General features: G+C 72.7%; 23 protein-coding genes. 8 read left to right on the forward strand and 15 right to left on the reverse strand.

Annotated elements, in window-relative coordinates; translation table 11 throughout:
* Positions 1–35: 35 nt before the first annotated feature.
* The 9 genes from WME76_RS36380 to WME76_RS36420 form a co-directional block, all read right to left on the reverse strand.
* Positions 36–989, reverse strand: coding sequence for a metallophosphoesterase (locus WME76_RS36380; RefSeq protein WP_437956780.1), 954 nt, complete (start codon positions 987–989; stop codon positions 36–38).
* A 247-nt stretch (positions 990–1,236) separates the two neighbouring features.
* Entirely contained in the window at positions 1,237–2,370 is a 1,134-nt protein-coding gene (locus WME76_RS36385) for an alpha-hydroxy acid oxidase (RefSeq protein WP_437956781.1), read from the reverse strand.
* A gap of 234 nt (positions 2,371–2,604) precedes the next feature.
* Entirely contained in the window at positions 2,605–3,594 is a 990-nt protein-coding gene (locus tag WME76_RS36390; protein WP_437956782.1) for an expansin EXLX1 family cellulose-binding protein, read from the reverse strand.
* Between the two features lie 309 nt (positions 3,595–3,903).
* A complete protein-coding gene (locus WME76_RS36395) occupies positions 3,904–4,737 on the reverse strand; it encodes a Uma2 family endonuclease (RefSeq protein ID WP_437956783.1) in 834 nt (277 codons plus the stop codon).
* Between the two features lie 106 nt (positions 4,738–4,843).
* Positions 4,844–6,208 (reverse strand): hypothetical protein, encoded by a 1,365-nt coding sequence (locus WME76_RS36400; protein WP_437956784.1) that lies wholly within the window; start codon positions 6,206–6,208, stop codon positions 4,844–4,846.
* A gap of 146 nt (positions 6,209–6,354) precedes the next feature.
* Positions 6,355–7,263, reverse strand: coding sequence for a hypothetical protein (locus tag WME76_RS36405; protein ID WP_437956785.1), 909 nt, complete (start codon positions 7,261–7,263; stop codon positions 6,355–6,357).
* A gap of 350 nt (positions 7,264–7,613) precedes the next feature.
* Positions 7,614–9,032 (reverse strand): YncE family protein, encoded by a 1,419-nt coding sequence (locus WME76_RS36410; protein WP_437956786.1) that lies wholly within the window; start codon positions 9,030–9,032, stop codon positions 7,614–7,616.
* Entirely contained in the window at positions 9,029–10,570 is a 1,542-nt protein-coding gene (locus WME76_RS36415; RefSeq protein WP_437956787.1) for a YncE family protein, read from the reverse strand. Before WME76_RS36415 ends, WME76_RS36410 begins: the two co-directional genes overlap by 4 nt.
* A 349-nt stretch (positions 10,571–10,919) precedes the next feature.
* Positions 10,920–11,192: a hypothetical protein gene (locus tag WME76_RS36420; protein ID WP_437956788.1), complete on the reverse strand. Its 273-nt coding sequence runs from the start codon at positions 11,190–11,192 to the stop codon at positions 10,920–10,922.
* A gap of 507 nt (positions 11,193–11,699) precedes the next feature.
* Here WME76_RS36420 and WME76_RS36425 point away from each other — a divergent pair.
* The gene (locus WME76_RS36425) at positions 11,700–12,596 is read left to right on the forward strand and encodes a fibro-slime domain-containing protein (protein ID WP_437956789.1); all 897 of its coding nucleotides are present in this window, start codon (positions 11,700–11,702) and stop codon (positions 12,594–12,596) included.
* 60 nt (positions 12,597–12,656) lie between these two features.
* On the opposite strand, the gene WME76_RS36430 is transcribed toward WME76_RS36425, so the two are convergent.
* The gene (locus WME76_RS36430) at positions 12,657–12,893 is read right to left on the reverse strand and encodes a hypothetical protein (RefSeq protein WP_437956790.1); all 237 of its coding nucleotides are present in this window, start codon (positions 12,891–12,893) and stop codon (positions 12,657–12,659) included.
* Positions 12,894–12,961: 68 nt separating this feature from the next.
* Positions 12,962–13,294: a hypothetical protein gene (locus tag WME76_RS36435; RefSeq protein ID WP_155798887.1), complete on the reverse strand. Its 333-nt coding sequence runs from the start codon at positions 13,292–13,294 to the stop codon at positions 12,962–12,964.
* 182 nt (positions 13,295–13,476) lie between these two features.
* On the opposite strand from WME76_RS36435, the gene WME76_RS36440 reads away from it, so the two are divergent.
* Both WME76_RS36440 and WME76_RS36445 read left to right on the forward strand, forming a co-directional pair.
* Positions 13,477–14,610 carry a PAS domain-containing protein gene (locus tag WME76_RS36440; protein WP_437956791.1) on the forward strand — a complete coding sequence of 378 codons (1,134 nt, stop codon included), beginning with the start codon at positions 13,477–13,479 and terminating at the stop codon, positions 14,608–14,610.
* 209 nt (positions 14,611–14,819) lie between these two features.
* The gene (locus WME76_RS36445; RefSeq protein ID WP_437956792.1) at positions 14,820–15,935 is read left to right on the forward strand and encodes a S8 family serine peptidase; all 1,116 of its coding nucleotides are present in this window, start codon (positions 14,820–14,822) and stop codon (positions 15,933–15,935) included.
* Between the two features lie 104 nt (positions 15,936–16,039).
* Here WME76_RS36445 and WME76_RS36450 read toward each other — a convergent pair whose 3' ends face one another.
* Positions 16,040–18,004 carry a hypothetical protein gene (locus WME76_RS36450; protein WP_437956793.1) on the reverse strand — a complete coding sequence of 655 codons (1,965 nt, stop codon included), beginning with the start codon at positions 18,002–18,004 and terminating at the stop codon, positions 16,040–16,042.
* Between the two features lie 526 nt (positions 18,005–18,530).
* Here WME76_RS36450 and WME76_RS36455 point away from each other — a divergent pair.
* A complete protein-coding gene (locus tag WME76_RS36455; RefSeq protein WP_437956794.1) occupies positions 18,531–18,911 on the forward strand; it encodes an RNA recognition motif domain-containing protein in 381 nt (126 codons plus the stop codon).
* A gap of 273 nt (positions 18,912–19,184) precedes the next feature.
* On the opposite strand, the gene eno is transcribed toward WME76_RS36455, so the two are convergent.
* A complete protein-coding gene (gene eno, locus WME76_RS36460) occupies positions 19,185–20,483 on the reverse strand; it encodes a phosphopyruvate hydratase (protein WP_437956795.1) in 1,299 nt (432 codons plus the stop codon).
* Between the two features lie 202 nt (positions 20,484–20,685).
* Between eno and WME76_RS36465 the strand changes: the two genes are divergently transcribed.
* The 4 genes from WME76_RS36465 to WME76_RS36480 all read left to right on the forward strand — a co-directional run bounded on the left by WME76_RS36465 (position 20,686) and on the right by WME76_RS36480 (position 23,937).
* Positions 20,686–21,327 carry a DotU family type IV/VI secretion system protein gene (locus WME76_RS36465; protein WP_437956796.1) on the forward strand — a complete coding sequence of 214 codons (642 nt, stop codon included), beginning with the start codon at positions 20,686–20,688 and terminating at the stop codon, positions 21,325–21,327.
* Positions 21,324–22,418, forward strand: coding sequence for a type VI secretion system protein (locus tag WME76_RS36470; protein WP_437956797.1), 1,095 nt, complete (start codon positions 21,324–21,326; stop codon positions 22,416–22,418). Before WME76_RS36465 ends, WME76_RS36470 begins: the two co-directional genes overlap by 4 nt.
* Positions 22,419–22,544: 126 nt before the next feature.
* Positions 22,545–23,288 carry an Hsp20/alpha crystallin family protein gene (locus tag WME76_RS36475; RefSeq protein WP_437956798.1) on the forward strand — a complete coding sequence of 248 codons (744 nt, stop codon included), beginning with the start codon at positions 22,545–22,547 and terminating at the stop codon, positions 23,286–23,288.
* Positions 23,289–23,358: 70 nt separating this feature from the next.
* The gene (locus tag WME76_RS36480) at positions 23,359–23,937 is read left to right on the forward strand and encodes an HdeD family acid-resistance protein (protein ID WP_437956799.1); all 579 of its coding nucleotides are present in this window, start codon (positions 23,359–23,361) and stop codon (positions 23,935–23,937) included.
* An 87-nt stretch (positions 23,938–24,024) separates the two neighbouring features.
* Here the strand turns inward: WME76_RS36480 and WME76_RS36485 are convergent, their stop codons facing one another.
* Together WME76_RS36485 and WME76_RS36490 are read right to left on the reverse strand one after the other, a co-directional pair.
* Positions 24,025–24,342: a DUF1330 domain-containing protein gene (locus WME76_RS36485; RefSeq protein WP_437956800.1), complete on the reverse strand. Its 318-nt coding sequence runs from the start codon at positions 24,340–24,342 to the stop codon at positions 24,025–24,027.
* On the reverse strand, positions 24,332–25,063 hold the full coding sequence (locus WME76_RS36490) for an SDR family NAD(P)-dependent oxidoreductase (RefSeq protein WP_437956801.1): 732 nt from the start codon (positions 25,061–25,063) through the stop codon (positions 24,332–24,334). The genes WME76_RS36485 and WME76_RS36490 overlap by 11 nt, the downstream gene beginning before the upstream one ends.
* Positions 25,064–25,099: the final 36 nt, after the last annotated feature.

The following is a 25,099-nucleotide window of genomic DNA, read 5'->3' on the forward strand; positions in this document are numbered from 1 at the left end:
CCAGCTACCCGGTCAGGCAGGCCTGAAGCGCGGGCTCAGGGCTCTCCGCCGGCGCTCTCCTCGCCCTGGGCGCTCTCCTCGCCCTGGGCGCTCCCCTCGGCCTGCCGGACGGCGCGCGCCGCCCGCCGCTCGCGGTTCCTCGCCACCCGCGCCGCCCGGCTCGCCAGGAGCTCCGGCGACGGCTTGCGCCCCTGGTGCGGCACCTGCTCGGCGTGGTGCTCGTCGAACGACCCCGGCTCGCTGCCGAGCTCGAAGATCGCGACCTCGCGCTGGCCGCGCTCGCCGAGCCGCAGCGGCATCACCGCCGCGCCGATCCCCGCCCCCACGTAGACCGCCCCCTGGCCGGGCTCTGCCCGCTTGCGGGTGCCGTAGAGCCCGTGGATGTAACGATGCCCGGCGATCTTGCCGATCGAGAGCTCGTTCAGGCGCGCGACAGTGACCTGGCCCGCGTGCGTGTGGCCCGAGAGCACCAGCGGGACGCCGTGACGCCAGAGCCCGTCCGCCTCCTCGGCGATGTGCGAGAGGCCCAGCGTCGGCAGGTCGCGCCGCATCCCCTTCACCGCCTTCTCGCGCGACGCATGGCCGGTGTAGGCGTCGTCGAGCCCCACCACCTGGAGCCGCTCATGGCCCAGCGTGATCACCGTGTTCGCGTTGCACAGCACCGCGGCGCCCCCGCGCTCGAGCGCCCGCTTCACCGCGTCGGCGCCCGACCAGTGATCGTGATTCCCCAGCACGGCGATCACCGGCGCCTCGAAGCCGCGCACCACCTCCTCGAGCTGATCGAGGTAGAGCTGGCTGTGGCACACGAAATCGCCGGTGAGCACGACCAGATCGGGCCGCTGCAGGTTCGTGAGCGCCACGGCCGCGCGCTGGACCCGGACCGACGTCACCCGGCCGACATGCTGATCGGTCAGGTGGGCAATGCGAAGCGAGGAGACCTGGTCGAGGTAAGCGGCCGGCCCGGCGAAGCGCCGGAGGCGAATCCCCATGGTCGCGTCCGCCGCCCCGGGATCCGATACCTCCCCTGAGGCGCGAGCGCCTCGCCTGAAGAGCCCCCGCCACCGCTCCCTCGCAGGTACAGCGCTGTTCACCGTCGCCGAGTCTACGGGCGAGGTTGAGTGGCCGCCACCTTTTCTTGCGTCCCGTTCATCCAGGGAAGCGCAGCAATCCGGCGTGCGGTCGTGTGTGACAGCACCGATCTTGGAAAACTTTATGCTCGTGCGACTCAGGCACCGTTCATCGGTCCTGAGAGCGGTCGTGGCAACGGCAACGTGCGTGGGGTCGGCGGATGAGGTCGCGATCGATGGCCGCGAGGGAGGGACAGCCGGCGAGCGCCATGGCGACCGAGAGCTCGTCGCGCAAGGCCGCGAGCACGCGCGCGACGCCCTCGCCGCCGAGCGCGGCGAGGCCCCACAGGACGGGGCGCCCGACGAGCACCGCGCGGGCGCCGAGCGCGAGCGCCTTCAGCACGTCCGTACCCCACCGGACACCGCCGTCCATCAGCACCGGGCACCGCCCGGCGACCGCGTCGGCGACGGCGGGGAGGGCCTCGATCGTCGCCGGGGCGCCGTCGAGCTGCCGCGCGCCGTGGTTGGAGACGATGACGCCGGCCGCGCCGGAGCCGAGGGCGCGGACCGCGTCGTCCGGGCGGATGATGCCCTTGAGCAGGATGGGCAGCCTCGTCAGCGAGCCGAGCCACTCGACGTCGCGCCACGTGAGCGAGGCGTCGTGTCGCGCGGCGACGTAGGCCGCGAGCAGCGAGCCCTGCTCCCCCGCCGGGGCGGACGCCGCGGCGTCGCGGAGGTTCGCCATCACGAGCCCCTCGGGCAGCGCGAAGCCGTTGCGCACGTCCGCGATCCGGCGGCCGAGGAGCGGCGTGTCGACGGTGAGCATCAGCGCCTGATAGCCCGCGGCCTCCGCGCGCTCGACGAGGGAGCGCGTGAGGCCGCGGTCCTTGTGCACGTAGAGCTGGAACCACTTCGGCCCCGGCGACGCCTCGGCGACCGCCTCGAGGCTCGTCGTCGAGAGCGTGGAGAGCGTGAAGATGGTCCCGAGCTCCGAGGCCGCCCGCGAGGAGGCGAGCTCGCCGTCGGGGTGCGCGAGGCGCTGATAGGCGGTGGGCGCCACGAGGATGGGGAATGGCACCCTCGCGCCGAGCAGGGTCGTGCTCATGTCCCGCTCGGACACGTCGACGAGCACGCGGTAGTGGATCTCGAGGCGGCGGAAGGCGCGGCGGTTCTCCCGGAGCGTCCTGCCCTCGTCGGCCCCTGAACGGTAGTAGTCGTAGGCCATCCTGGACAGGCGGGCGCGCGCGGCGCGCTCGAAGTCGTCGACGGTGAGCAGCGACGGGGCGGGGCGAGGGTCTTGCACGGCGTTCTCCTGGAGAGCTCCGCGAACCATCCTGACCGCGGGCGCCGGCCATCCTACCAGCCCGGGAGGCGGGGAGTCGGCGTCGCGAGGGCGCTCCGGCGAGGTAGGCTCGTGCATGGCGAGCAGAGCGCCCTGCGCGGTGAGATCCGCCGCCGCGCTGCGCGAGGGGCGCGCCGCTGGGCCTGGGCGGCCGCCCGCGGCGCGCAGGGCTCGATCGGCCGGATGCCGGTCAGGTCAGTTGCAGGCGGGGAGCTGGGCGCTCGCGGGCTGATCTCCGGCCTTGAGGTCCAGCATCGCTTCCACGGCGGATCCGTTGATGTCGGTGGCGCGGACATGGTACGGCGCAGCCCCCATGTTCCCGTCGCCGACGACGAAGTAGTTGTACGACTGCCGCGTGGCCGTCTGCCACGTGCCGTTGATCTCCACCTCGACCTTCTCGATCGGGTGCGCGTGCCCCTCGACGATGATCTCGTTCCAGTACCGGTTGGTCGCGTCCTTGAGGCGGAAGGTGACAGGGGCCGTCGTCGGGCACGGGATGTATTTCCACGAGATCTTCCCCGCCGCGCCGCCGTTGGTGGTGCCGAGGTACCCCTCGCGCTCGGCGCCGATCTGGAGGAAGGCGTTCTTGCTGAGGTCGATGTGGCCCCGCACGCACTTCGGGTTCGTGGCGATCGGGCACTGGTCCACGACCATGGCCTGCACCTTGCGCCCGTCGTCGCGGGAGACCTCCACGCACGCGCCGCACATCCCCGCAGAATCGTAGTCCTGGGTGTTCATGGCGGCGAAGTACTGCCCTCCGCCGAAGGGGACGTGCGCGACGATGTCCGGGTTCCGCCCGGTGATCTGGTAGCTGCAGTTCACCTCGGTCGAGCCCATGTCGAGCGTGTAGAAGGTGATCGATCCGTTCTCGGTCGCCGCGGGATAGCCGCAGCTCACCGACCCGCCGCCGCCCGTGCCGGTCGTGGCGGCCGTGGTCGTCGTCGTGGCGGTCGTGTTGCCGGGATCGCCGCTGCTCGTCGAGGTGACGCCGGTCGTCGTGGAGCTGCCCGGGCCAGCGCCCGCGCCCGTCGTGGCGGCGCCCGCGCCGCCCTGCCCGTCCTGGCCGCCGGTGGCGGTCGAGGTGCTCTCCGACCCACCGCCGGAGTCGCCGCTGCCGTCGTCACCACAGCCAGCAAGGCCGAGGGCGATCAGCGACACGAGGGGCCATAAAATGCCCGTGGGCACGTAATCCAGCTTCATCTCGGCTCCTTAAGATTTACGACAGGAGTGGATCCGCGGATCCACGGAGCTGGCTTACGCCAGGAGGGAGAGTGGCGCAACAGCCTCGGCGCTGTCGTGCGCTGAGACAAGGGCCCTGGCGCACATCGCGGGATCGGAAGGGGTCGTGGATCGAGCGGATTCCTCTGCTCGACCGCGCCGGGAGCGCAGGAGTCTTCACCGGCGGGTGACACGCGCATATCCGGCGGGAGCTGGCCTTTTGCCGCGTGTCCGCTCGACTCGACTCGATGCGATGGCAGGCGGACGGGCGCGAGGCTACGGCCAGCGGCGCTCGCGCTTGAGGCGCTCGCGCAAGGCGAGCAGCTCCGCCTCCTTCATGGCGCCGAGCGCCGCCTCGCGCTCGGGCGAGAGCTCGATGGCCAGCAGCTCGCACAGGTCCCGGAGGCCGGTGCGCAACCCCTCTTCGCGCCCCGACGCCTGGACCGCAGCCAGGCTCTCGAATCCCTTGCGCTGGAGCAGGTTGCGCAGGGTCACCTCGTGCGCCGCCTCGCGATCGTAGAGCGCCTCGACCGGCACCGGGTTCCTGAGCACGCCCGGCGCCTCCAGCGCCTCGCCCGGGTACGCCACCCGCGCCGGACTCAGCGCGGGCTGCCGCCGAGCGCGCCCGCCAGCCCGCGACGGCGCCGGGGACGGGCCCCCACCATCGGCCAGGCTCGCGCCCGCCTCGTACACCTCGACCCGCCGGGCGCCGCTCAGCCGGACAACCCAGATCCAGCGCGTGCCGGCCGAGAGGAGCTCGACCATCTTGCGCTGCAGCTCGCCCTCGTCTTGCCCCGTGTCCGCGTACTCCACGGCGAGCGGCGGCGCCGCGCTCGCCCATCCGGGCTTGTCTTGGACGTTTCCTACCGAGATGTCCGGCGCCCGGAGCATGTCCGGGCGCACGGAGACGCCGACATCCACACCGGCAGACTCGACCGCTGGATCGGTGTCCAGCACGGAGCCGCCCACCAGGTTGCCGCGCCCGCCGCGCTCCCCGGTCGGCAAGCACTCGACCAGCTCTCCTTCCGAGAGCTCGTAGGGATCACCCGGTCGGATCTGGTCGGCCGTGAGGGGAGAACGTGGCGGAGCGCCCATGGGGTATCTTCTCATACCTCCTAGTTCCGGGTAGACCGGCGCGTCGATCTTGGTTTCTGCGCGCCGCGCGACACGAGCGCGGCGCAGACGCGCGGGTTATCGGCCAGCGCGGCCGCGGCCCTCACGGGCCGACGGCGCGCTGCTCGACGAAGGTGCCGGCGCTGGTCGTGTACGCCAGCCAGAGCGAGCCGTCGCGGTCCGCCTCGAGCGCCACGTGCTTGAACGACTTGCCCTCCACGGCCAGGCAGCGCGCCTGAAAGCGCCCCTCCGCGTCGAGCTGCCCGATCTCGATCGCGTGCCGCGCCCCGGGCTCGCGCGCGGTCGGCCGGACGCGGGCCACGTGGATCGGCGAGACGCCCTGCGTGGCGGCGATCGGCGCGGGGCTGAGGCCGTTCGGGTAGAGCGACCAGACCGCCGGCATGTCGTCGCGCGGCGCGTCGGCGATGCGGATCGCGGCCATGCCGAACGCCGACATGTCCTTCGACGCCGGGAGGAGCACGTACGCCGGCCCCTCGGGCCCGATCGCGAGCGCGCCGCCCATCCGCGACTCGCCCGCGTCGCCGACGAAGAGGACCGCGTCGGGGCCGAGCTCGAGCTTGCCTTCCGCGGTGGGCCGCAACGTGCGGGCGTGGACGGGCGTCAGCGCCGACCGCGCGTCGATGTACATCGCGAGCGCGCCGTCCTTCCACGGCGCCAGGGCGACGAACGTCGCGCCGCTGCCCTCCTCGGAGAGCGGCACGGCGGGCCTGTCGTCGAGCACCGCGAAGGCCTGCGTCACGACCCCCTCGCTGGTCTTGCGATCCGAGAGAAAGGCGAGGAGCGTGTGCCCCCCGGGCAGCGGAACCGCGGAGATCCCCGTGCCCCGGCGCCCGGCGCCGATGGGCGGCGCCGCCCCGCCGGACATCGGGGTCCTCCGGATCGTGCCGCCCTGATCCATGCAGAAAACGAACCCGGAGGCCACCGCGCAGGCCGGCCACGACGCGCGCGCGGGCTCTCCGCTGCCGGCGCCGGCGTCGATCGCGGCCTCGTCGCGCGGCGGGACCGAGCCGACGAGCGCGGCGAACGCCGGCGCGACGGGCTGCGCCACGCCGTCGCGGTTGAAGATCACCCGGAAGTCCGCGCGCGCCTTCTCGTCCGGGGACCACAGCAGCGCCGGCCCGCGGAGCGAGAGCGCGAGCGGGCCCCGGCGGAGCTTGCAGCCCGCGTCGGGCGCCGCGGCGGCGGCGTCCGCGCCGGCGTCGGGCGCTGCCGCGTCCGGCGCTGCCGCATCGGATGCTCCCGCGTCCGCCGACGCGGTGGCTCCCGCGTCCAGCGCCGCCGCGCTCGCCGCGGGGACCGGGGCGAGCGGCACGGAGGACGCCGGCGCGGCAGCAGCCACCTCCGGCGCCGGCGCCGGCCCGGCGTCAGGCGCGCCGGCGCCGCCACGGCAGGCGGCGAGCAGCGCCGCCAGCGCGACCATGCAGGCACGGAGGGGCGAGGAGATCACCACCGCGACCCGACCCCGACGGGGGCCAGGATGTTCCCCGTGCCCATGCGAAGGGTATCGGGCGGGCCGCGTGGAGCGTCAACCCGGGAAGCCTCGCCGGAGCTGCTGCGCCGGACAGGGAAGCCGTGGACGCGGCGTTCGGCGAGCTAGAAGGCGAATGGCACGTCGACCTGCAGGATCTTGTGCTCGGACGCCTTCATCGGATCATCGAGCCCCATCGCGAACGCGATGCCGGGGCGCAGCCACATCGTCTCGCCCAGCTTGAAGTGGCCGCGGGGACCGAAGGCCACCGTGGTCGTGTCGCGCGTCGCGCGCGACGCGTCCCGCTGCACGGCCACAGGCGTCGAGAGCCAGCGCTGGTGCCGGAGCTCCGCGCCGATCGACAGCATCGGCACGATGAAGTAGCCGAGATGCACGCCTGCGGTGAAATTGGTCTTCGACGCGTCGGGCTGCGCCTCCTCGCCGCGGACCCGCAGGAGCTGGAGCACGGTGGCCTCGACCTGCGCGGTGAAGCCGTGCGCGATGTACGCGAACCCGACGCCGGGGAAGATCGTGAGATCGTTGACGGCGAACATCGCGTTATCCATCGCCGAGCGGGCGTAGATCCCCGCCGTCCTCGTGGGGCCCATCTCGGGGCTCGGCGTGTTGCCGCCGCCGGAGCCCACGGGCACCGTGAGGCCGAGGAACAGGCCGAGGCGCAGCTCTGGCGCGAGCTTCAACGAGTAGATGGCGCCGACGACCGGGTTCATGAACGCGAGGCCCGAGTCGCCCGCCGGCGGGGAGTTCGAGACGATGCCCAGCCGCACGAGCGGGGCCAGATCCTCGGTCACCTTGTAGCTGAAGAGCAGCGTGGACACGCTCGTCGTGCCCGACGCGCTCGCCCCGGGGGCACTGTAGAAGGCGGTCACCGAGTCGGCGCGCGCGACGGACGCCGCGACCACCGGACGAAGCTGAAACGGCAACGAATACGGCGGCGGCCTGGGCTTGTCCGCCGCCGCAGGAGGCGCCGCCGGCCCGGCGGCGACTGGCTCCGTGGCCGGCGACTCCGCGGCCACGGCGTCTGCGGCGGCCGGGTCTGCGGCGGCCGGGTCTGCGGCGGCCGGCTCGGTGGCCGCCGGGTCTGCGGCGGTCTGAGCCGACGCCCGCGCCGCGCTCAGGCAAACGAGGCTCGCGCCGAGAAGAACACCGAATGACGTTCGACATGGATGCGTGTTGGTCATGGGAAGAGCAGGAGGAAGGGCATGAGGACGACCGCCATGGCCTCGCCGCGCGCGCGACGAGACGACCGTCGGAACCGCCGTCGGCTCTGCTGAGCCTGCTCCCGCTCACCGCGCAGGAAGGTTTCCTGAAGATGGCCGGGACGAGATCGCCCGCGGTTTTCGATCAGGCCCGCTGCGGAGCAGGCCTATTGCTGCTCGAGCACCGTGATCGACCGGTCCCAGTAGGACGCGACCACCGCCCGCGCGCCGTCCTTCGAGACCGCCACCGCGCACGCGCCCTTGCCGGTCGGCAGCGACGCGACCACCTTCGGCGGGTCGTCCGCGATGACCGCGACGCCGCTGCCGACCGGCGGCCACTGCGTCCCGCCGAGCGCCACGAAGAGCGTCCTGCGATCGGGCGACGTCACGCCCGTCCGCGGGACCCCGCGGAACGGCAGCGTGCTCTTCACCGCCATCGTCGACAGATCGATCACGCTCGCGTTCCGCCCGTCGGCGTTGAGCGTGATGCCATACCGGTCGTCGTGGAGCAGGAAGCCGGCGGTCGGCCCGACGCCGACAGGCGCCTTCCGCGTCTCGGTCACCCCGGCGACGCTCAGCAGGATCGCCGTGTTGGACAGCCGGTCCGGGAAGAACACCGCGCCGCCATCCGCGGTGATGTCGCCCTCGCGCGGCTCGCGCCCGACCGCGATGCTCCGCCGCGTCGCGCCGAAGGGCGACTCGCTCGGGTCGAACAGGTCGATCCAGGCGCCCGCAGGGCGGCCGGCGTGCGTCAGCGCGCCGAGCGCCGCGATGTAAGGCCGCCCCTCGGCCTGCACCAGGAAGAGCTGCCCCGTCGCGTGCGGGAGCGTGATGTTCGCCAGCCGCACCCCCGTCGGCAGCTCGAACTTCGTCACCCGCTTCGTGTCCGTCGTCGCCGCGACGACCGTCCTGCCGTCCGGCAACGCCACGATGTCGCCCGGGCTCCGCCCCACGTCGAGCAGGACCGGGTCGCGATCCCACGCGGTCGTGTCCATCACCGGGATCCGCGCGGCGTCCTCGTGCCGCAGCACCGCGACGTAGCGGTCGAACAGGAGCCGGATGTGATCGCCCTGCGCCGGCACCGACGCCTTGTGGATGAGCTCGCCGCTCTCGAGCGTGTACTCGCGCAGCGAGGCGTCGTCCGCGCTGACGTAGATCGACGTGCCGCTCGGGTTGAAGACCACGTCGAGCGGGTGGACGTCCCCGATCCGGAACTCGCGGGCGCGCCAGCGGCCCGTCGGCTCGGGCGGCGAGGGCGGCGGCGTCGGGTCCGGGCCGAACGCGGCGGGGTTCGGCGCGTCGTCGCGCACCTCGGGCGAGGAGGCGGCGCCCTCGGGCGTGAGCGCGGTCAGCGGCGGGGCCTCGCCGACGGGCGACTTCAGGCTGGTCAGGGTGGCGATGATCACGGCCGCGACGCCGCTCGCCACCGACACCGCCGCCCGCGCCAGGCGCGGCTCGCGGCCCGAGAGCGAGGCGGAGGAGCCGCGGGGACGCTCGCCCAGCCACGCCTTGCAGGCGCGGCACTTGCGCGCCCCCTCGACGATGCGGACGCCGCAGCTCGGGCACGGGACGCGACGCTCGCTCATCGCAACACCCACGCGACCTTGGCGCGATCGCCGAGCGCGAGCGCCGAGCCGCCGTCCGGAGCGAGCCGGATCCGCGTCGGCTCGCCGCCGAGCGGGTGGACCTTCGCCGCGTAGCTCTTCAGGTCGACCAGCGCCACCGAGCCGGCCCCGTCGCCGCTCAGCGCCACGACCACCTGCGCCCCGTCCGGCGCGACCGCCAGATCGAGCGCGCGGCCGGGGAACGTGACCGCGCGGAGGAGCTCGCGCTTCGCCAGGTCGAAGACCTGGATCGCCCGCCCCTCGTTGCACCGCACGATCGCGCGCCGGTCGCTCCGGACGAGCTCGATCTGCTCCGGCTCGCGGCACGTCGTGATGCGCGCCTCCTGCCGCACCGCGCCCGACGGGAGCCAGGTGAGCGGCACCAGGGTGTTCTCGGCCCGGAGCGCGACGAACCCCGCCGAGCCGTCCGGGCTCATGAGCGCGCTCGCCGGGTTGCCCACCATCGAGGTGCGCACGCGGTCCTGCTCCGAGCCGAGCCGGCTCGGGTCGAACGGATACGCGACACCCCCCGACGCCGGCTCGCGCTGGCCAGGCTGCGGGAGCTGGCCCGTGGTCGTGATCGCGCGGGTACCGCTGTCGTCGACCGCCACGGGGCCCACGGCGTCGTCGCCGAACTGGATGCGCTCGATCTCGGCGTGGTACTCGGTCGCGAGGATCGCCACCGCGTGCGCCTCCGGCAGCGAGGCGAGCGCGCGCCGTCCCGAGGCGCCGACGACGACGTCGCCCACGGCCTCGCCGAGCTCGATCGTCTTGAGCAGCCGCGTGGTGGCGGCGTCGATCACGTAGATACGCGAGGGCGAGGTCGCGTACACGACGTCACCCACGCGGTAAAGGCGCCGCACGTGGGGCGCCTCGGTGACGAGGCTCAGCGCCTCGCCGGTCCTGGAGCTGCGCACCTCGAGGCCGGAGGACAGCGCGACAGCGAAGCGATCGCGGTCGAGCGGGAGCGCGTCGGCCGTGTCCTTGGGGAGGGTGAAGGGCCCGGCGATCGACGGCGCGTCGACCAGGTGGCCCACGTTGTTCGGGCGCTGCCAGACGCAGCGGCCGAGCTGGCACGACTCGCCGCTCCAGCACGGGGCGCCGCACACAGGGGCCGGCGGGGGGACCGCCGTGGCGGCCCTGGACGGCGAGAACCGGTGGGGCGCCAGGTAGCGCAGCGCCGCGCCGGTGCTGATGAGCCCGAGGATGGCGCCGATCGTGACGAGCGGGCGCCAGTGCAGCGACAGCCAGCTCGCGTCCGGCGGGGCTTCGGGGACCGAGGGGGCGCGCACCGGCTTCTTCGATGCGTCGGCCGGCTCGCCGCACTCGGGGCAGAGGGCGACGCCGGCGGTGATGCGCTCGAGACAGACAGGGCAAATCGCCTCACTGGCGCTGGGCGGGCGGGTCGACGGCGCGTCGGCCCACTCGGGCGACGGGCTCGCCTCGGCGGCATGGCGGGCCTCCCGCGCGTCAGCGGCGCTGGAGCCAGGCTCGATGTCGCTCGACGTCTCGTGGTCCACTGCGCACCTGCGTCTCTCCGTGAGCGGTCCCCGCGTACTCCGAGCGTGCCCGGATGTCGAGCCCCCTCGTGCCGGCGCGCCGGACATGGCGATGTTCTCCGCGCCGGTGCCCCCACAGCGGTGCCCAGAGCGGTGCCCAAAGCGGTGCCCAGAGCGGTGCCCAAAGCGGTGCCCAAAGCGGTGATCGAGCGGACGCGAAAGGGAAATCGCGCTGCCCGAGGGAAGGCTCGCGCGGGCAGGATGAAGGTGGCAGGGGATTCAGGTGAGCATGGTTGTGGCCGCCAGCTCACGAGTCGGCCGGCGGCCGCCGGCCAGCTCAGGAGTCGGCCGGCGGGCGCCCTCGGCCAGCTCAGGAGTCGGCCGGTGGCCGCTGGATGGCCGAAGCATCCTCGGTGTAGTCGGATTGCCCGACTGGCTCGCGCCCGTCCTTCGGCGCGGACGGCTCGTTGCCCGCGGGCCGGTCGGCATAGGCCTCGTCCCGGGGATCCGCGTCGTCGTCCTCGGGCTGCGCGCCCGGCGGATCGAGCCCGGGGCTGTGGCCGATCTCCTCCGACGGCGCGCCCTCGCCCGCCCTGGTCTGCGCGTGCGTCCGCTCCGTGACGTCACGTTGTTGATCACCCATCGTCGGATCCTCCTTCCGCGTTACGCGTTCAGCGTTCCGTGCGATGTCCTGTATGCAATCCAGCGTCCACACCCGCCGGCGCGCCTGTGGGAGAAGGTCGCTCGCAGCGCCGGGCACAGCCGTCATGGGGTCGAGCCCGGCCCGCGACGTCGATCGCGCCGCAGGTCGCGCCGCGGCGCAGGCGGCGAGCACGCTCATCCGGGGGACCGACCCGCCCGGCGGTGCTCCGAGGCCGCGTCCGGCGGGTTCAACGCCGACCGCTCACCGGAACGAGCAGAAACGTATGGGATCAAACAATTTCAGCGATCCGGGTCCACCGGCCTCCGGCCATGATGCCCTGAGAGCATCGATGGTAGAAAATAGCAGCCTCAGCGCACTCAATGGCTTGCTGGAGGCGCGCAATTCCGCTGATGACGCATTACGTCAACACGCCGGGATAGCGACCTTATGCTACTTTGTCGCCGGGGCTTGGGACGACATCTTAGAGCGAGGTCGGTGATGAAGGCGATGAAGACGACGGCGGGTTGCGTGGCGGTGCTTGCGCTTGTGGGCGTGCTGAGCGGGTGCAGTGCAGAGGCGAATCAGAGCAGCGGCGGGGACTCGTCGTCTGAGAGCGCCGGTGGGCCTGGCGGGCCCGGGGGGCCTGGCGGGCCTGGGCCCGGCGGGACCGGGGGTTACGACGAGAGCTTCGGCTCGGTCAATCCCACGACCACGGGCGGCGCCGGCGGCGGGAACCCTGGAGAGAACGGGCAGCAAAACGGGGAGTCCTGCGATGGCAAGTTCACCGGCCGGGTGCGCGATTTCAAGGAGGAGCACCCCGACATGGAGCCGCAGGACGCCGGCAAGTGCTCGAACTGCGACGACCACCAGATCGTCACCGACATCCTCGGAGAGGACCTGAAGCCCGTCTACGCCGGCGGGCCCGATGGCACCATGACCACGACCGGCAAGGCGAACTTCGACATGTGGTTCCGCGACATGGAAGGCGTGAACATGCCGAAGAACATCACGCTCCAGTTCGAGGACCCCGACAGAGACGGCGTGTGGACGTACAACGACCAGCTCTTCTTCCCCATCGACAATGAGCTCTTCGGCAACGAGGGGCGGGAGCACAACTACCACTTCACCTTCGAGATGCACATGGGCTTCGAGTACAAGGGCGGCGAGCAGTTCACGTTCGCCGGCGACGACGATGTCTTCACGTTCATCAACGGGGAGAAGGTCGTCGACCTCGGGGGCATCCACGCCGAGCAGACCACGATCGTCAACCTCGACGAGCTCGGGCTGGAGATCGGGAAGACGTACCAGCTCGACTTCTTCTTCGCCGAGCGCCACGTGACCGACTCCCACTTCCGGATCGACACCTCGATCGAGTTCATCAACTGCGGCGTCGAGGTCAAGTGACGCCGGTCGACGGGCGCGGCCGGGGGCGCGCGGGCGCGCCCGGATCGCCCCGTCGCCCCCTCACTCCGCGCAGGAAAAGGTCTGTGGGCAGGCCGTAGATGCCGCGCAGTCGTCGCCGCACTCCTCGTGACAGCTCACGCACGCGGCGTAGCTCCCCTCGGTGGAGCAGAAGGGCACCGCGTCGCGCAGCTGATCGCAGCGCTGCTGCGACTCCTCCGTCGAGAGCCCCCCGCAGCCGGCTGCGAGGGCGACCAGCGAGAGCAGTGCCGTACCAAACCCCTGTCGTCGAGCCATCATCGCCTCCTTCGAGCCCCCCGAGCCTATCCGAAGCGCCGCGGTGAGGCCCGGCATTCCGCGCCGCGCGCTCAGCCGTCCGCCGGGCGCGCGGGCGCGGCGAGCCCGTACGTGCCTGCGCCGCTCACCTGGATCCACGCGCGCGTCACCTGGATCGGGCGGCCCGCCCGGGCCACGGCGGCGGCCGCGTCGCCGAGGTCGCGCGCGCACGCGGCGTGCAGGTCGTCGGTCGTCTCGTGGTCCTCCGCGGAGCGGCGGATCCACACCGCGGTGGACGGCATCGCCGCGCCCTCGTGCCTGTCCTGCCAGCGCCTGCCGACGAGGTGCGCCCGGAGGAGCTTCCTCGCGTCCGGGGGCGTATCCGGGTGAAGCTCGTAGACCATCGTCGCGATGAATGACCTCATGCGCGGAGCCTGCCGGAGCGGCATGGGCCCGTCCAGAGAGGCAGGGCGCGGCCCGGCGCGCGCGTCGTCGAGCGCTGCGGCGCCGCGGCGCGCGCCCCGCCGGATCGTGCGCTGGGTTGCATTCGCGTCGGGGCGCGCTTATGCCGTGGCCAACAGCGGCTCGGTCGCGCCTGGGAGTCTCGATGACGCTCGATGAACGCCTCGCCGCGCTCGCCTCCTCCAAGCTCGTCACGCTGGTCCTCGACCCGGATCACCTGCGCTTTCGCTGGGCCAACGCCGCCGCGGTGAGGCTCTGGAAGGCCGGGAGCCTGGACGAGCTCCTGGCGCGCGATCTCTCGGACATGTCGCAGGCCGCCCAGGCGCGCCTCGCGGGCTACATGGCCCGATTTCGACAGGGCGACACGGCAGAAGACACGTGGACCGTCTATCCGGGCGGGAAGCCGGTGCCGCTCAGGGCGTTCTTCTCGGGTATCGACCTCGACGACGGGCGCCAGGGCATCCTGATCCAGGCCGTGTTCGACGAGGGGGCGCCGGAGGCGGCGCGCTCCCGGAGCGTCGAGGCGCTGCGCCATTCCTCGGTGATGGTGACGCTGCTCGACGCGCAGGGCGGCGTGCTGCTCCACAACCCCGCGGCGCTGCGCGCCTTCGGCGAGGATGCGCCGTTCGACGAGCGCTTCGTCGACAGGGCGCTCGCGCCGGAGCTCGTGGCGGCGGTGTCCGAGGGGCAGGCGATCTCGCGCGAGGCGCGGGTGATGACGCTGCAGGGCGAGCGGTGGCACGTGGTGGAGGCGCGTCCGGTGCCGGATCCGGCGACCGGCGACACCGCCCTGCTGGTCCAGCACACCGATCAGACCGAGCTGCGGGCGGCGGAGGAGACGGCCGAGGCGCGGGCCAAGCTCGTCGCGGAGCTCGCGGGGGCGCTCGAGCTCGTGGAGCACCAGAAGGAGGAGATCCTGGCGCTGTCGGCGCCCATTCTGGAGGTCGCCAGGGGCACGCTCGCGGTGCCGGTGATCGGCGCGCTCGACAGCGCGCGGAGCACGGAGATCGGGGCGCGGCTCCTCGGCGCCATCGTGGAGCGGCGATCCCGCTGCGTGATCCTCGACCTGACCGGGGTCGCGACGGCGGACGCGGCCGTCGCGGAGCACATCGCGCAGCTCGTCCGCTCGATCCGCCTGCTCGGCGCGAGGGCGATCGTCACCGGCGTGCGCCCGGAGCTCGCGCAGGCGTTCGCCCAGGCCGGAGCGGACCTGTCCGGGGTCGGGCTGCTGCGGAGTCTCCGCGAGGGGATCCGCGCATCGGCGCGGGGCTGGAGCTAGAACGACAACGGGTCGAGACCGCTCGAAAGAGCAGAAATTCGAACCGCCGAGACGCCAACGACGCCAGTTCTTGTTCTGTTCCTGGCGCCCTTGGCGGGTGATTTCGATCCGCCCGGTGACGCGCGGGAAAGTCCAGGCCCGAGCGGCCGAGCAGCCTTGTGAGAAACGCTGCCGGCGCGGAGAGCTGGCCGCCGCGCTAGCATGCGCCGATGTCGCTCGACCCCCGGCGCATCCTGCCCATCGCGGATCGCCTCCATGCGGAGCCCGGCTATGCAGGCCGGGCCGTGACCATTGCCTTCCTCGACTCCGGCTTCTACGCCCACCCGGATCTCGTCACGCCGCAGAGCCGCATCCTCGCCTACCACGACCTCTTCGCGCCCGAAGCGGGCCTGTCGGCGCTCGACAGCCCGGATGTGTCGTCGTGGCACGGGATGATGACCTCGGTGGTCGCCGCCGGGAACGGCGCGCTCTCTGACGGGCGCTTCCGCGGGCTCGCGTGGGAGGCGAACGTCGTGCTGGTCAAGGTCGGCTCGGCGCACCGCATCGTCCACGACGACATCCGCAGGGGCATCGAGTGGGTGATCGCGCACCGCGAGCAGTACGGGATCCGCGTGCTCAACATCTCGTGCGGGGGCGATTACGAGGAGTCGTACCTGACCGGCAGCCTGTCGCGCGCGGCCGACGACGCGAGCCGGAACGGCATCGTGGTCGTCGCGGCGGCTGGCAACGCCGGGCACGATGCGGCGCACAACGTCCTTCCGCCGGCGAGCGCGCCGAGCGTGATCGCGGTCGGAGGGCTCGACGACGGCGGCGCCGGGGAGCAGACGTGGAATTACCACTCCTCGTACGGGCTCACCGTCGACGGGCTGCAGAAGCCGGAGATCATCGCGCCGGCGATCTGGCTGGCGGCGCCCATCCTGCCCGGGACGCCGACGGCGGCGCAGGCGCAGCTCCTGTCGCTGCTCGACCGCGCGCGGGACGACGAGCTGCCAGGGCTGCTCGTCGAGCACGCGGGCGTCGATCCGGACCTCGACGCCGTCGCCGGGCGCGAGCCGTACCTCGTGCGCCAGCTCGCGGCGGCCAAGCTGCGCGACCAGAAGGTGATCTCCGGCCACTACAAGCACGTGGACGGGACGAGCTTCGCCGCGCCGATCGTGAGCAGCGTCGTGGCGCAGATGCTGGAGGCGAACCCGCGCCTCACGCCGCAGCAGTGCCGGCGCATCCTGATGAAGACGGCGCGCGGGCTGCCAGGCATCGCGCTCGAGCGGCAAGGCTGGGGCGTCGTGCAGCCCCGCGCCGCCGTGGCCGCGGCGCGGGCGGCCTGAGGGGGGCGCAGGGCAGAGCGCGGCGCCGGCCGCCTGCGCGCCGCCCGGACGGGGCGCGCTGCGGCCGCCGCGGCGGCGCCGCGATCAGCGCCGCCCGGCCCCCGTCACTGCGGCACGGGCAGCGCCTTCTCGGCCCATTGCGGGATGTGGTTGCCCGTGGGGTTCGCCATGTCGTCGTTCTGCTGGGGCATCCACACCGGCGCGAAGCTCGGATCGCCGTCGATCGACCCGCCCGGCGCGAGCGTCACGGCGGCGAACCAGAGCTGCGGCTTCGAGGTCCCGTCCGTCGACCCGAGCAGGCGCAGGCCGTAGGGGCGCCGCGACGAGAACGCGACCCAGTAGATGTTCTTGCCGCGGTACGTGTCGTGGCTCGGCCCGAAGCGCGGCCACGAGTTCGCCCAGGTGTCGTCGCCGTTCGCCCGCGCGAGGTCCACGGGCTCGCCCCCCTCGAGCGGGACGAGCCGCAGGCGCGCGGAGTTGTCGTCGTAGGAGTCGCACGGGTCGTTGCCGGCAGCCCCGTTGCCGGGCGGCCCGTCGCAGCGCGACGTGTTGAACACCACCCAGGCGCCGTCGTCGGAGATGGTGGGATAATAATGGCTCCTGTCCTGCTCGCGCGGCACGAGGGCCCTCGGCGCCTCGAAGCCGGCCGCCCCGTCGAAGCCCGCGATCAGGATCTGCGCGCCGCGCACCGTGTCGCCGTAGAGCTCCGGGCCCGCGCCGTTCTCGCCCGGCTGCCACGCGACGAAGGCGAGGTGCTTGCCGTCCGGCGACCAGAACGGCTGCGTCAGCCGCTCGGGCTCCTCGCCGAACAGATCGCCGAGCGGCTCGAGCGTCTCGTCGGCGCGGCGCAGCGTGAGCACGCCGCGGAAGGCGTTCACCATGAGATCGCCGTCCGGTGAGAAGGTGGTCATGGTCGCGAACCCGCCGGGCTCGGTGTTGCGGAGCGCGATGATGTCCGCGGTCGCGACGTCCACCAGCGCGAACGACGACGGGCCGCTGCCGCCGAAGGTCAGCGCCATCTTGTCGCCCGCCTGCGCGAGCGCGTGGCACCCCATGCACGGCATCTCCTGCCCGTTGGCCAGCGGCGGCGACTGCTCGTTCTCCCAGAACAGCTCGGGCGGGCTCGCCGCGTCGTCGAGGTCGTAGCGGTAGATCGCCGCCGACTGGAGCGTCGTCCCGTCCGTGCGCCAGTAATACAGGCCGCCGGAGAGCGACGCGCTCGCCCACCGGACGTCGATCGCCGCGCTCTCGCCGAGCGCGCTGCCGTCCTCGGCGGCGAGGCGGACGCGCGTCTCCATCGTGTCGCCCTCGCTCGCGCTCACGAGCATCGGGACGAGATCCGCGGGCAGCGCCATCGCGCACCCGTCGGCGTCCGGGATGGGGTCGCAGGCGCCGACGAGCCGCAAGTCGATGAAATCGCCGGAGATCTCGATGCGGCCGACGCGCTGCCCGGCGCCGGCGCGGCGCACCTGGAGCTCGACCGAGCCGATGTTGGAGGGGAAGAGCGCGCCGTCGAGTGGGTACGCGATCGCGGGGGCGCTCGCCGCCTCGGGGGCGCCGCCGAGCGCCTCGCTCGCGCCGGGGGGCGCGCCGGGCAGCGCGATCTCGTCGGCGAGCTTCACGGTGACGTCGGCGGTCGCCGTGATCGAGCCGCCCGCGGCGGTCACCCGGACCAGGCCGGGCGACGCGGTCGTGAGCTGCCCGGCGTCCACGTGGGCGAAGAGGTCGTCGGCGCTCCAGGTCACCCGGTCGGTGACGTCGCGCTCGGAGCCGTCCTCGAAGCGGCCGATCGCGCTGAGCTGCACGGTGGCAGCCTTGCCGTACGCGAACGCGACCGAGGTGGTGCCCGGGTCGACGCGCAGCGAGACGAGCCCCTCCACCGCGCCGCCGGCGCCGCTCGAGGAGCCGCCCCCGCCCTGCGCCCCGCCCGAAGACGCGCCCGTGCCGCCGTCCGACGACGAGGAGCACGCCGCCCCGGCCGCCGCGATCGCCATCGCGAGGGCGAGGAGGAGCGCCCCGCGATCCGCCTTGCGCGAGCCTGCCGTCGCGGAGAACACGCGTGGTTTCATGGTCTGACCTCCAGTTCGAGCACCGGACAGGCAGGCTACCAGAAGCGACGATCGGGGACATACGGCCTCGCCCCCGCCCGCCGCGACGACGTCTTCACGAGATCTCGCACGCGTCGAGCTCGGCAGCGCCGGAGAGATCCCGGAGCGGCGTTCGTCCAGGGTGCATAAAAACACCCGCTCCGGCGCGGGCGCGGGGCCGCGACGCGCGTCGCGGGCCGCGCGCCGGGCGGCGGCGAGCGCGGCGATCACCAGGCACCGGGGGGCGACGAACGCGGCGATCACCAGGCAGACGCGGCCATCCAGGGGGAATACCTTGCGTACACCGTCGCCGGCCGGTAGCTTCCGGAGCGCCTCAAGGCTCGTTCGTCCTCGACCTCTGATCCGGCCGCCTGCTGCAACGTGGTTGCCTCTTCCGAACGTGGGGTGACGGCCGGTCGTCGGGGAGCGTTTTCGCATGGCGGCCCGCGGCACGATCCGGGCCGCCTGCGAGGGAAGCGGGGATCGTGCAACGGGATCGGCGGCAGACATGAGCAAGCGGCTTTATGTGGGGAACCTCGCGTTCCATTCGACGGAAGACAGCCTTCGCAACGCGTTCGAGGCGGCGGGTGTCGAGGTTCTCTCGATTCAGTTGATGACGGATCGGATGACCGGGCAGTCTCGCGGGTTCGGCTTCGTCGAGGTGAGCGATGCCCAGGCGCAGGCGGCCATCAACGCGCTGCACGGCAAGGACCTCGACGGCCGCACCCTGACGGTCAATGAGGCGCGCGAGCGCACCGGCGGCCCCGGTGGGGGCGGCGGCGGCGGCGGCGGCTTCCGTGGGGGCGGCGGCGGCGGTGGTGGCCGTGGCGGCGGCGGCGGCGGCGGTCGCGGCGGCCGCGGAGGTGGCGGCGGCCGCGACCGCTGGTAGCCAGCGGCAGCGAATAGCTGTCGCCAGCGGCAGCGAATAGCTGTCGCCAGCGGCAGCGGATAGCTGTCGCCGGCGGCAGCGGATGGCTGGCAGCGAGGCTGCCCCCCGGCGCGCTCCGCGCCGCGGGGGCCCCGCTGCGTCGTTCACGTCGACGACGTCGAGCACGTCGAGCACGTCGACGACGTCGAGCACGTCGACGACGTCGAGCACGTCGACCTCATCGACAGCATCGACCAGCGCTGGCCGCGCCTGTGCGGCCAGCGCCGGGCGCTCTCACTGGCTGGCGCGCTGCGAGCCGGGGCGGCGGAACGGCTTGCGGCCGGCGAAGATCTGGCCGTCGCCGAGCGCGTACGCGATCCGGAGCAGCTGGTTGTACTTCGCGACGCGATCCGAGCGGGACGCGGAGCCCGTCTTGATCTGGCCCGCGTTCGTCGCGACAGCGAGGTCGGCGATGAACGTGTCCTCGGTCTCGCCCGAGCGGTGCGAGATGATCGACCGGTAGCCGCCCTCGCCCGCCTGGCGGATGCACTCGAGCGTCTCGGTCACGGTGCCGATCTGGTTCAGCTTGATGAGGATGGCGTTCGCGAGGCCGTCCTCGATGCCCTTGGAGAGGCGGGCGGGGTTCGTGACGAAGAGGTCGTCGCCGACGAGCTGGACCTTCTTGCCGAGCCGCTCGGTGAGCAGCCGCCAGCCCTTCTCGTCGTTCTCGGCGACGCCGTCCTCGATCGACACGATCGGGAACGCCTTGCTGAGCTCCTCGTAGATCGCGACGATCTCCTCGCGGGTCTTCTGCTGCTTGTCGAAGGTGTACCGCTCGGTCTTCGCGTCGTAGAACTCGCTGAGCGCCGAGTCGAGCGCGACGCCGACGTCCTCGCCGGGGCGGTGGCCGGCGGCCTCGATGGCGCGCACGACGTACTCGAGCGCCGCCCGGTTCGACGGCAGGCGCGGGGCGAAGCCGCCCTCGTCGCCGACGGCCGTGATCATGCCGTCCTTCTTGAGCAGCCCCTTCAGGGTGTGGAAGATCTCGGTGCCCGTGCGCAGCGCCTCGGCGAACGACTCGGCGCCGTAGGGGACGATCATGAACTCCTGGATCTCCAGGCCGTTGTCGGCGTGCACGCCGCCGTTCAGGATGTTCATGAGGGGCGTCGGCAGGACGCGCGCCGCGGCGCCGCCGAGGTAGCGCCAGAGCGGCAGGTCGACCGTGTCCGCGGCGGCGCGGGCGGCCGCCATCGAGACGGCGAGGATCGCGTTGGCGCCGAGCTTCGACTTGTTCGCGGAGCCGTCCGCCTTGATGAGGACCTGGTCGAGCTCGGCCTGATCGAGCGCATCCATCCCGAGGATGGCCGGACCGAGGACGGTCTCGATGTTCTTCACCGCGGTGAGCACGCCCTTGCCGAGGAAGCGCTTCTTGTCGCCGTCCCTGAGTTCGACGGCCTCGTGCTCGCCGGTCGACGCGCCGCTCGGCACGGCCGCGCGGCCGGTGCCGCTCAGCGTGGTGACCTCGGCTTCGACGGTGGGGTTGCCGCGCGAATCGATGACTTCGCGCGCGATGACGCTCTGGATCTCCGACATGACCTCTCCTCAAGGGGCCGCGTCCGCGCGTCCCCGGAAGTTCTCGAGGGGGGCTCGAGAAGCGGGCGGAGCATAGGCACGGCCCCTTCCGGATGTCGACGCTCCGGTGCACCGGCGGAGCTCGGCGGTCCCGGGCCGACCGCCGGCGGGGCGCGCGCCCGGGTCGACGGTCGGTGCGCGCCTGGCGTAAGCTCGCGGCCGCGTGGAAACCTCCATCGGCGTCTTCGGTGAGGAGATGCTCCTCTGGCTCTGCATGCTCCGCCAATCCCCCCGGCGGCCGCCGGCCGATCACGTGCTGCGGCAGGCGAACCTGCTGCTCGAGGAGCTCAAGGGGACCAGGCTCGGGCGGGAGATGCCGAACGCCTCGGTCGACGACGGCATGTTCGCGATCGCCGCGTTCGCGGACGAGCTGGCGATGTCGCTGCCCGATCTCCGGCCGGTGTGGGCCCAGCGCCCGCTCCAGGCCGCGCGGTGGACGACGAACAACGCGGGCGTCGAGCTCTTCGAGCGGCTGGAGCGCGTGCGGAAGGGCCCGCTGCCGGTGATGGCGACCTACGCCTGCGTGCTCGGGCTCGGCTTCCGCGGCCGCTACGCGCTGCCGGGGCAGAACATCGACGACCTGCTGCGCATCCGCCGCGATCTGTCGCTGAAGCTCGGCGTCGATCCGGATCGGGACTGGAACGGCGGGGTGCTCCGGCCGGTGCGCGTCGAGGGCGTCGCGGTCCAGCACCTGCCCAAGCTGCCGCTGTGGAAGTCCGCGCTGGTCGGGCGGACGCTGGCGGCGCTCGTCGCGCTCGCGGGCGCGGCCGCGATGGCGTGGACGATCGCCCAAAGGGTCGGATGAGCGGCTCCTTCGTCTACGAGCTGGCGAGCGTCCACGCGCTGGTCCAGCAGGCGAACCCTGGCAGCGCGGAGGGGATCTACGCGGTCCCCTGCTACCTCGTGCTCGGCGAGCCCGGCTCGGGCCGCTCCACGGTGATCCGCTCGATGAACCTCACCTGGCCCTCGGGCGGCGGCCCGCTCGCGATCGGCGTGCCCGGGGCGCGTTGCTCGTACTGGCTGGCGAACGAGGCGCTCTTCATCGAGCCCGAGGCGACGGTGCTCGGCCCGCGGCGGGAGCCGGCCGAGCTCGCGCAGCTCTGCGAGGAGCTGCGCCGCTCGCGCAAGCGCGAGCCGATCGACGGCATCCTCCTCGTGCTGAGCATCGCCGAGTTCATCGAGCTCGATGAGCAGGGGCTCGACGCCTACGCGAACCGCATCCGCGCGTACCTCGTCGAGGTGGGCCGCGCGCTGCGCGCGGACGTGCCGGCGTACGTGGTGCTGTCGCGCTACGACACGCTCTGGGGGTTCGCCGAGGTGTTCCAGTGGACCGCCGAGCGCGGGCGCGAGGAGCCCTGGGGCTTCGCGCTCCCGCTCGAGACGAGCCCGGACAAAACGGCGCCGCGCATCCTCCAGGAGCTCGAGGGGCTGAACGCGCGGCTGGAGTCGTATTGCCTGGCGCGGGTGAGCTCGGAGGATCCGCCCGAGGCGAGGACGCGGGCGTTCCAGCACCTCGCGGAGGTGCGGGGGCTGATGGCGCGGCTGCGGCAGCTCTTCGGGGTGATCGCGATGGAGAACGCGTTCGAGCGCGCGCCGTGGCTCCGCGCGGTGGCGATCGGCAGCGCGCTGCCGGGCATGGGCGACCGGCTGCGCGCGGGGGTGACGCGGTTCATCAACATGGGGCTGGCGCAGCCGCCGCACGTGGCGGTCGCGCAGCGGCCGGGCGGGCTGCCGATCCACCAGACGATGAGGGCGGTCGTGCTGCCGGAGCGCGACATCGTGCCGCTCCGGCCGCGGTGGCGGGACGACCGGTTCACGCTGATCGGCTTCGCCGTCGGGCTGCTGCTGCTCGTCGGGGCGGGGATCACCGAGCTCATCCTGCGTTTCGTGGGGTGACGCCGCAGAGGGCTTGATCCTGGCGACCTGACGGGGGCGCTCAGCGACGCTGTCCGGGCTGTGCTGGATTCACGCTCACGGCGCGGCACCGCATTTGCACGAAATTGCGGTTGAAAGGAGGTTCCCATGGCGGAACAGCAGCGTCAGCAGACGGGTCAAGATGTGTCCGTTGGCAGGTCGCAGCAGGGCAAGCCCAGCAGCCAGGCGATGGGTCAGCCCTCCTCTCAGGCCACCGGCGGGCCGTCCACCGGGATGCAGCGCCAGCAAGGAGGTGCGCAGGTCGGGCGCCACGGCGGGGCGGGTGGCCTCATGAGCCCGTTCACGATGATGCGCCGGATGATGGAGGACATGGATCGCATGTTCGATGATCTCGGCTTCGGAGGGGTGCTCTCGCCGTACAGGCAGGCTCGCCCGACGGCCGAGCAGGGGAGTGGGCGGGGGCTCTCGTCGCTCGGCGGCGGCCTCTGGGCGCCGCACATCGAGGTGGGCGAGCGCGGCGGCCTGCTCGTCGTGAAGGCCGATCTGCCCGGCGTGACGAAGGAGGACATCCGGGTGCAGGTCCAGGGCGACGCGCTGATCATCGAGGGCGAGCGCCGGCAGGAGCAGCAGGAGCAGCGCGAGGGGGTGAGCTACACCGAGCGCAGCTACGGCTCGTTCGTGCGGTCCATCCCGCTGCCCGAGGGCGTGCAGGTCGACGACGTGAACGCCACGTTCGAGAACGGCGTCCTCGAGGTCTGCCTGAAGCTGCCGCAGCAGCAGCGCGGCCGCTCGATCGAGATCAAGAGCGGCGGGTCCGCGGCGCAGATGGCGAGCGGGCAGGGCGCGAGCGGCGGCCCGGCGACGTCCGACAAGGCGAAGCAGCCTAGCTGATTGGCTTCATCCACGGCCGGGGGGCGGCGCCGCGCCGCTCCCCGGCGGCATGATCCCGGCGGAGGAACCGATGATCACCGACTGCGTTGTTCGAAACTGGTGGGCGCCTGTCGTTCGGGGCGTCCTCGCGATGGGCTTCGGCGCGCTCACGCTGGCCGTGCCGCGGATCAGCCTCAAGGTGCTGGTCCTGCTCTTCGGCGTGTATGCCCTGACCGAGGGCGTGACGAACATCGTCGGCGCCGTCCGCGGCGGCGACGAGCGGCGCCGCTGGTGGGTCCTGCTCCTCGAGGGCCTGGTGAGCATCGGTGTCGCGCTCGTCACGCTGTTCTGGCCGGGCATCACCGCCGTCCTGCTCGCCCTCTGGATCGGCGCGTGGGCGATCGTGACCGGCGCGCTGGAGATCGGCGCGGCGATCCGGCTCCGCAAGCAGATCGAGGGCGAGTGGCTCATGGGGCTCGCGGGGGTGCTCTCGGTCGCCTTCGGCGTGCTCATGATCGTCGCGCCGGGCGCGGGGGCGCTCGCGCTGGTCCTGTGGATCGGGGCGTATTCGCTGGTGTTCGGCATCTTCCTGATCGCGCTGGGGATCCGGCTGCGATCGTTCAGCACCGCCCCGGTGGGGCCCGGCGCGGGTCCCATTCACGGGATGTGAGAAGACCGCCAGACGCCCCCCTGACGGGAGGCCGGCGGTGCCTGGAGAGCGCCACGCGCTCTCAGGCACCGTGGCGGGCGGGGCGGATCACGCCACCGCTTCTTCGAGCTCTCCGAGGATGATCGCCGCCGCGACCGCCGGCTCGAACAGCTCGGCTCTCGCGGCGCGGTACTCCGGGTCGGCGAAGAACCGCTCCCGCGTCGCGCGGTCGGGGAACACGATCGTGAAGACGCGGTTGATGCGCTCATCCCCCTTCAGCACGCGCGCCACCACGAAATCGTGGCCGAAGGCGCCGCCGTAGGTCGAGAGGATCGGCGTCATGCGGGCGCGGTAGCTGGCGTAGGCCGCCTCGTCCGTCACCTGGAGCCCCATCAGGAGCACGTGCTTCCGGCCCTCAGCGTCCATGGGAGTAGCCCCCGTCCACGTCGAGCGTCGTGCCGGTCACGAAGCCGGCCCGGGCCAGGTACAGCGCTGCGTCCGTCGTGTCCCGCACCTCGCCGATCCGCCCGAGAGGGTGAATCGACGCCATCGAGTCCGCGTTCTCGCCGATGAGCGGCGTGCGGATGATGCCGGGCGCCAGCGTGTTCACGCGGATGTTGTGGCGGGCCAGCTCGGCCGCGAGCGAGACGGTGAGCGCATGGACACCGCCCTTGCTGGCCATGGCGGCCGAGGCCGGCATCGCGGTCATCGCTTGCTGCACGAGCACCGTGCCCACGTTGATGATCGAGCCCCCGCCGCCCTCGATCATCAGCGGCACCGCGGCCTGCGTCATCAGGAACGTCCCCTTCACGTTGGTGGAGAAGAACCGGTCCAGGTCCTCCTCCGTGCTCTCGAGAAACGGCTTCACGCCGAAGATCCCGGCGTTGTTGATCAGCACGTCGACGCCGCCGAAGCGCTCCCGCGCGGCGGCGACGACCGCCCGCGCCGTGGCCTGGTCGCCCGCGTGGCCCGGCACGGCGACGACGCGCGCGCCGCCCTCGAGGCTCCGCCGCGCCTGGTCGAGCTTCTCCGGATCGCGCCCGTTCAGGACGAGGCTCGAGCCCTCGGCCAGGAAGCGCCTCGCGAGATCGAGGCCGATACCGCTGCTGGCGCCGGTGATGATGACACGATCGATTCGGTTGGACATGGAGTGTCGCTCCTTCTGGCCGACACCCTGGGGCCA

The sequence above is a fragment of the Sorangium sp. So ce119 genome (genome assembly GCF_051524405.1).
GTDB lineage: Bacteria > Myxococcota_A > Polyangia > Polyangiales > Polyangiaceae > Sorangium > Sorangium cellulosum_G.